This window comes from Mesorhizobium sp. M7A.F.Ca.CA.004.06.1.1, from assembly GCF_003999135.1.
In the GTDB taxonomy this organism is placed as follows: Bacteria; Pseudomonadota; Alphaproteobacteria; order Rhizobiales; family Rhizobiaceae; genus Mesorhizobium.
The window spans coordinates 1-5,772 of record NZ_RZPQ01000366.1 but is presented as its reverse complement, the minus strand read 5'-3'; the positions used below and the strand labels follow the sequence as shown (position 1 = coordinate 5,772).

Here is a 5,772-nt window from a genome sequence, read left to right as displayed (position 1 = left end):
GGTCAGGAACACCGCGAAGATCAGCGACATCGCCGTCAACGCCTGCTCGCCGCCGGACAGCAGCGTCATGGTCTGCGGCTTCTTGCCGGGCGGGCGGGCAAGAATTTCGAGGCCAGCCTCGAGCGGATCGTCGGATTCGATCAACTGCAATTCCGCCGTGCCGCCGCCGAACAGATGCGAGAACAGCCGCTGGAAATGGCCGTTGACGACCTCGAAGGCGGCCAGCAACCGCTCGCGACCTTCGCGGTTGAGGCTCTGGATCGCCTGCCTGAGCTTGCGGATCGCCTCGATGATGTCCTCGCGCTCGGAGACGATCGCCTCCAGCCGGTCGGATAGCTCCTTCTGCTCCTCCTCGGCGCGCAGGTTGACGGCGCCGAGCCGTTCGCGCTCGATCTTCAGCCTGTCGAGTTGACGCTCGATCTCGGCCATCTCAGGCATCGGGCTGTCGGCCTCCAGACCGGTGTGGCGGATGACCAGATGCGGCGGCGTGTTCAGCGTTTCCTGTATGCGCGCCTCGACCTCCAGCCGGCGCTCGTCGGCCGCCGTCAGCCGCTCTTCGGCGCGAACGCGGGTCTCGCGCGCCTCGGCCAGGAACTGGATGGCGCCGGTGGCGGCCTTGTCCAGTTCGGATTGCCGGTTCTCCGCTTCCTGCAGACGGTCGGCCGCCGCCTTGCGCAAGCTCTCGGCCTCGGTGAGCTGCGACAGCAAGGCACGCCGCTTGGCGTTGATTTCATCGGGAGCATCGGCCAGCCGCTCGCGTTCGGCCTCGGCCTCGGCCTTGCGTTCGCCGAGCGATGCGATCTGCGTCGAGGCGTTTTCGGCCCGCTCCAGCCAATTGCTGCGCTCGGCGCCAATGGCATCGAGCCGGCGCGCGCGCGCCTCGGCTTCGCGCCGAAGCCCCTCATGCACCGCGCGCGCATCGGCAAGCGCGGCGCGGTCGCGGGCGACATTGGCCGAGGACTGTTCGAGCTGCAATTGCAGATCGCCAAGATCGGGCGCGTCCTGCAGCAGCATTTCCGCCTCGGCGAAGGCGGCCGAAATCTCCTCATGGCTGTCGACGATGCGGGCGCGCGCTTCATCGAGTGCGGCGCGCCGGCTCTGCAATTCGCCGCCGGCCCTCTCGGCCTCGGCCAACGCATTGCGGGCAGCGTCCAGCCGATGCTGAGCGTCACGACCGGCCTGGCGCGTGTTGCGCTCGGCCTCGCTTGCCAGGCGGAGCGCCTGTTCAGCCTCTCCCAGCGCATCCTCGGCCTGGCGCAGGACGAGCGTCGCTTGTATCGCCTCGGCATCGAGCTCAGCCAGCCGGTTCTTCTGCGCCAGCCGTTGTGCTGCGGCGGTCGGCGCATCGGCGCTTGCGGTAAAGCCATCCCAGCGCCAGAGCGCGCCTTCACGGCTGACCAGCCGCTGGCCGGGAGCAAGCAGCGACTGCAACCGGCGGCCGTCGCCGGCGGCATCGACGATACCGATCTGCGCCAGGCGGCGGGCGAGCTGTGCCGGCGCGTGGACCACGCTGGCCAAGCTTTTAACGCCTTCCGGCAGAGCCGCGTCGCCGGGCTGGATCGCGCTTTCGCCCCAATGCACCGGCGCGCTGCGGTCAAGCGGCACGTCGAGGTCTTCGCCAAGGGCCGCACCCAGCGCCGTTTCGAAACCGCGATCGACGCTGATCTGCTCCAGCACGGCCGGGAAGAGATCGCCGCTGGCTGCATTCAGGATTTTGGCCAGCGTGCGCGCTTCGGTTTCGATCCGCGCCAGCTCGGCCCTGGCATCCTGAAGCGGTGGCCGGGCAGAACTTTCCGTGGCGCGGGCATCGATGACAGACTGCTCGGCCTCAGACACGGCAGCCTCGGCCTCCTCCAGCAGCGCCATGGCCTGTTCGACCAGCACCCGCTTCTCGGCCGGATCGGGCAGGCCAGCGACCTTGGAGAGTATCTCAGACAATTCCCGGTCGACATCGGCAAGCTGGCGCGCGAAGCGGTCGCGGCGTTCGGCGGTGTCGCGCAGCGTCCGTTCGATCTGGTTGCGCGAGGCGGCAGCCTCGGCCCGTTCGGCTGTCAGCGCGGCGAGCTTGGCTTCGCTTTGCGAAAGCGTCGACGCCGCCTGTTCGAACGCCGCACGGGTGGTGGCTTCGCGTTCGGCGGCGCCGGCATTTTCCGAATTGAGTGCCGCCTCTTCGGTGCGAAGGCGCTCGAGAATGTCCGCATTGTCGCGGACCATGCGCTCTTCACGTGCGATATCGCCGTCGAGCTGCTGTAGCCGGCGCTCGAGTTCGCTCTGACGGGCGCGGATGCGGCCGGCTTCCTCCTCGATCTGCGACTTGGCGATCGACAGGCGCTGGAAGGCAGCAGCGGCGGCGGCTTCCGCGTCGCGCAAATCCGGCAATCGGTGAGCACCGATACCTTGCTCCCTGGCGGCGGCCATCTGGGCCGCGGCGCGGTCGCCGACAAGGGCTGTCGCAACCGCCAGCGCCGAACGCGCCTCGCCTTCCTGGGTCTTGGCCAGCGTCCAGCGCAGATGCAACAGCGTCGCTTCGGCCTTGCGGATATCGGCCGACAGGTTCTTGAAGCGGGAGGCCTGGCGCGCCTGGCGCTTCAGGCTTTCGATCTGGCTTTCCAGCTCGCCGACGACGTCGTCCAGTCGTTCGAGGTTCTGCTCGGCCGCCTTCAGCCGCAGTTCTGCCTCGTGGCGGCGGGTGTGCAGGCCGGAAATGCCTGCTGCCTCTTCGAGCAGCGCGCGGCGTGCCTGCGGCTTGGCCTGGATCAGTTCGCCGATGCGGCCCTGACCGACCATCGACGGCGAACGCGCGCCGGTCGACTGGTCGGCGAACAGAAGCTGCACGTCCTTGGCGCGCGCCTCCTTGCCGTTGATACGGTAAAGCGAGCCGGCCTCACGCTCGATGCGGCGCGACACCTGCAATTCGTCGGCATCGTTGAAGGCAGCGGGCGCCGAGCGGTCACTGTTGTCGAGGAAAAGTGTGACTTCGGCGGTGTTGCGTGCCGGGCGCGTGCCCGAGCCGGAAAAGATGACGTCGTCCATGCCGGACGCGCGCATGTTCTTGTAGGAGCTTTCGCCCATCACCCAGCGCAGCGCCTCGACAAGGTTCGACTTGCCGCAGCCGTTCGGCCCGACAATGCCGGTCAGTCCGCGTTCGATGACGAACTCGCCGGGCTCGACGAAGGACTTGAAACCGAGGAGGCGAAGGCGCGAAAACTTCATTCGCGCCGCCCACTAAGCGGATTACCGTGGTTTTGCGATGAGAATTCGCGGCACGACCGGAAGCCGCGCACGCCGAAGCGCCGCCGCCTCAGGGCTGACTGGACGTCAGAGCAGAGGGTCGATGATGGCCGACATTTCCTCAATCGACATCGCCCCCTTGTAGGTCTTACCGTTGATGAAGAAGGTCGGTGTCGAGTCGACCTTGAATTCATTGGCGCCACGCTTCTGGACCGATCTCACATCGTCCAGAAGTTTCTGGTCCGTCAAGCAGGCCTCGAAGGACTCCTGTGTAAAACCGGCGAGCTTCGAGATTTGCAGCAGTGCATCCTTGGTGTTCTGAACGCCAGCCCAGTTCGCCTGCTGCCTGAACAGGACGTCGACCATAGGGTAGTAGTTGTCCTTGGCGCAGCGCGCCAGCATAAAACCGGCTTCGGCACTCGGATCGAACGGGAATTCGCGCAGGATGTAGCGCGCCTTGCCGGTGTCGATGTACTTGGTCTTCAGGTCCGGAAAGGTGGTCTCGGCGAAATGCGCGCAGTGCGGGCAGGTCATCGAGGCGTATTCGACGATGGTGACCTTGGCGTCGTCCTTGCCAAGCTGTTTGTCGGGCAGCGCACCCGGCTTCATCAGTTCCGCCATGTCCACGGTGCCCTGGGCTTCCGGCGCGGTGGCGGCGGCCGGCGTGGCCGGCGTCGCGGGGGCGGCCGGGGCCGCAGGTTTCACATCCGCGGCCTTCGCCTCCTCGCCAGAGTCGCTGCAGGCGGCGAGCAGGGCCACCGCCGGAATGGCGGCCAGCGAAGACAGGACGTTTCTGCGAGACAAGCTTTGGCCAAACGGGGGACGGTTCATACGAATCACCTGACAAGGGTTGGATTTTGCAATGCAAAGACACGAAAAGGCGAGAGTTGGCGCGAATTAAGGCATCTCGATCCCCAATCCAATCGCGAAACCTGACAAGGGCGATCACGAATGCGAGATAGTGACGACGAATCCATGACTTTCTTCAAGACGCCTATGATTTTCTCTCCCCAATAATGGTCGCGCCAAGTTTCTCCAACGAGGCGCGCAGTTCATCATTATCGACCAGGCCGACAGTTCCCGACAATTTCGTCTTCTCAGCCGCCGTCAGCGGCCTCAGGGCCGGTTTGCGCCTTCCTTTGTCGGTTGTCACCGGCTTCTGCAGGATCCTGATGCGATTGATGGCGGTGAAGCCGAGGAAGGCGTTGACCCGGTTGATGATCTCGCCCGTCTCGTGCTGCAGATGAAGTGCCGCCATGCCTTCGCAGGCAATGACCAGCACGGCCGGCTCGAACGGATCGTCCTCATGCATACGGCGCGGCCACTGGATTTTTTCGGGGCGCGAATGGCTGGCCAGCCGCGGGCCGGCGATCTCGTCCCATGACTGGACGAGGCCGATCGAAATGCCAGCCCGCTTGCGCAGCACCGGATCGAGGATCCTGGTCGCGAGATCGCTGACCGGGACGGGATTGCCGTAGGGCGTTCTGCCTGCCATGTACGTCCTCCAGCCAAGACCCCAGCAGATACCGGCCAGGCCGATACAGATCAATGGCACCAGCAGACCAGACCCGCAAGACCGTATCCTGGGATAGTGGCAAAGCCACATCCGGGGACAGCAGCAGAGCTGCATCCGGAGATAGCAGCAGAGCTGCATCCGGGCATATCGCGTCCCGCCTGCTAGGCTGGTACGACGTGCACCACCGTGAATTGCCGTGGCGCATCACGCCTCGTGAGCATGCGCGCGGCGTGCGGCCTGATCCCTACCGTATCTGGCTCTCCGAGGTCATGCTGCAGCAGACCACCGTCGAAGCGGTGAAGGCCTATTTCCGGATTTTCGTCGAGAAATGGCCCGATGTCGAGGCGCTGGCCGCGGCGCCTGCGGAGGACGTGATGAAGGCCTGGGCCGGGCTCGGCTACTACTCCCGCGCCCGCAATCTCAAGGCGTGTGCCGATCTTGTGGCCGCGCGTGGCGGCCGGTTTCCCGACACGGAAACGGCTTTGAGAGAACTGCCAGGCATCGGCGCCTATACGTCGGCGGCCATCACGGCGATTGCCTTCGACCGTCCCGCCGCCGTTGTCGACGGCAATGTCGAACGCGTCATCTCCCGGCTGTTTTCGATCGCAACCCCGCTCAGCGAAGCCAAGCCCGAAATCCGTGCCCATGTCGAGCGCATGGTGCCCGGGACAAGGCCTGGCGACTTCGCCCAGGCGATGATGGATCTCGGCGCCACCATCTGCACGCCACGCCGGCCGCGCTGCATGCTATGCCCGCTGCGCGAAGACTGCAGCGCGGTCGTTTCAGGCGATCCCGAGCACTTCCCGGTGCGCCTGCCCAAGGCCGACAAGCCGCAGCGGCACGGCGCGGCCTTTGTCGCCGTGCGGGCCGACGGCGCCATCCTTCTGCGCAAACGGGCGGAGAAGGGTTTGCTCGGCGGCATGACCGAGGTGCCGACGACGGGCTGGACCGCGCGGATCGATGGGGCGACCACGGAAGCGGCCGCGCCCTTTCCCGGCGACTGGCGGTATGCTGGCCGCATTGCG

The 5,772-nt window shown here is 66.0% G+C and carries 4 protein-coding genes; 1 reads left to right on the top strand and 3 read right to left on the bottom strand.

From position 1 onward, the window contains the following. The 3 genes from smc to EN906_RS20590 all read right to left on the bottom strand — a co-directional run. On the bottom strand, positions 1–3,213 hold a 3,213-nt coding region (smc, locus tag EN906_RS20600), incomplete at its 3' end, for a chromosome segregation protein SMC (protein ID WP_127375337.1). A 105-nt stretch (positions 3,214–3,318) separates the two neighbouring features. Beyond that, positions 3,319–4,062: a DsbA family protein gene (locus EN906_RS20595; RefSeq protein WP_127268828.1), complete on the bottom strand. Its 744-nt coding sequence runs from the start codon at positions 4,060–4,062 to the stop codon at positions 3,319–3,321. Between the two features lie 163 nt (positions 4,063–4,225). Beyond that, on the bottom strand, positions 4,226–4,726 hold the full coding sequence (locus tag EN906_RS20590) for a DUF721 domain-containing protein (RefSeq protein ID WP_127268827.1): 501 nt from the start codon (positions 4,724–4,726) through the stop codon (positions 4,226–4,228). Between the two features lie 53 nt (positions 4,727–4,779). Here EN906_RS20590 and mutY point away from each other — a divergent pair. Then, positions 4,780–5,772, top strand: a 993-nt coding sequence (gene mutY / locus EN906_RS20585) for an A/G-specific adenine glycosylase (RefSeq protein WP_127375336.1), incomplete at its 3' end; no start/stop codon positions are given.

Coding starts and splice junctions, on each gene's coding strand:
- EN906_RS20595 (WP_127268828.1), bottom strand. CDS start 4,062: ATGAACCGTCCCCCGTTTGGCCAAAGCTTGTCTCGCAGAAACGTCCTG.
- EN906_RS20590 (WP_127268827.1), bottom strand. CDS start 4,726: ATGGCAGGCAGAACGCCCTACGGCAATCCCGTCCCGGTCAGCGATCTC.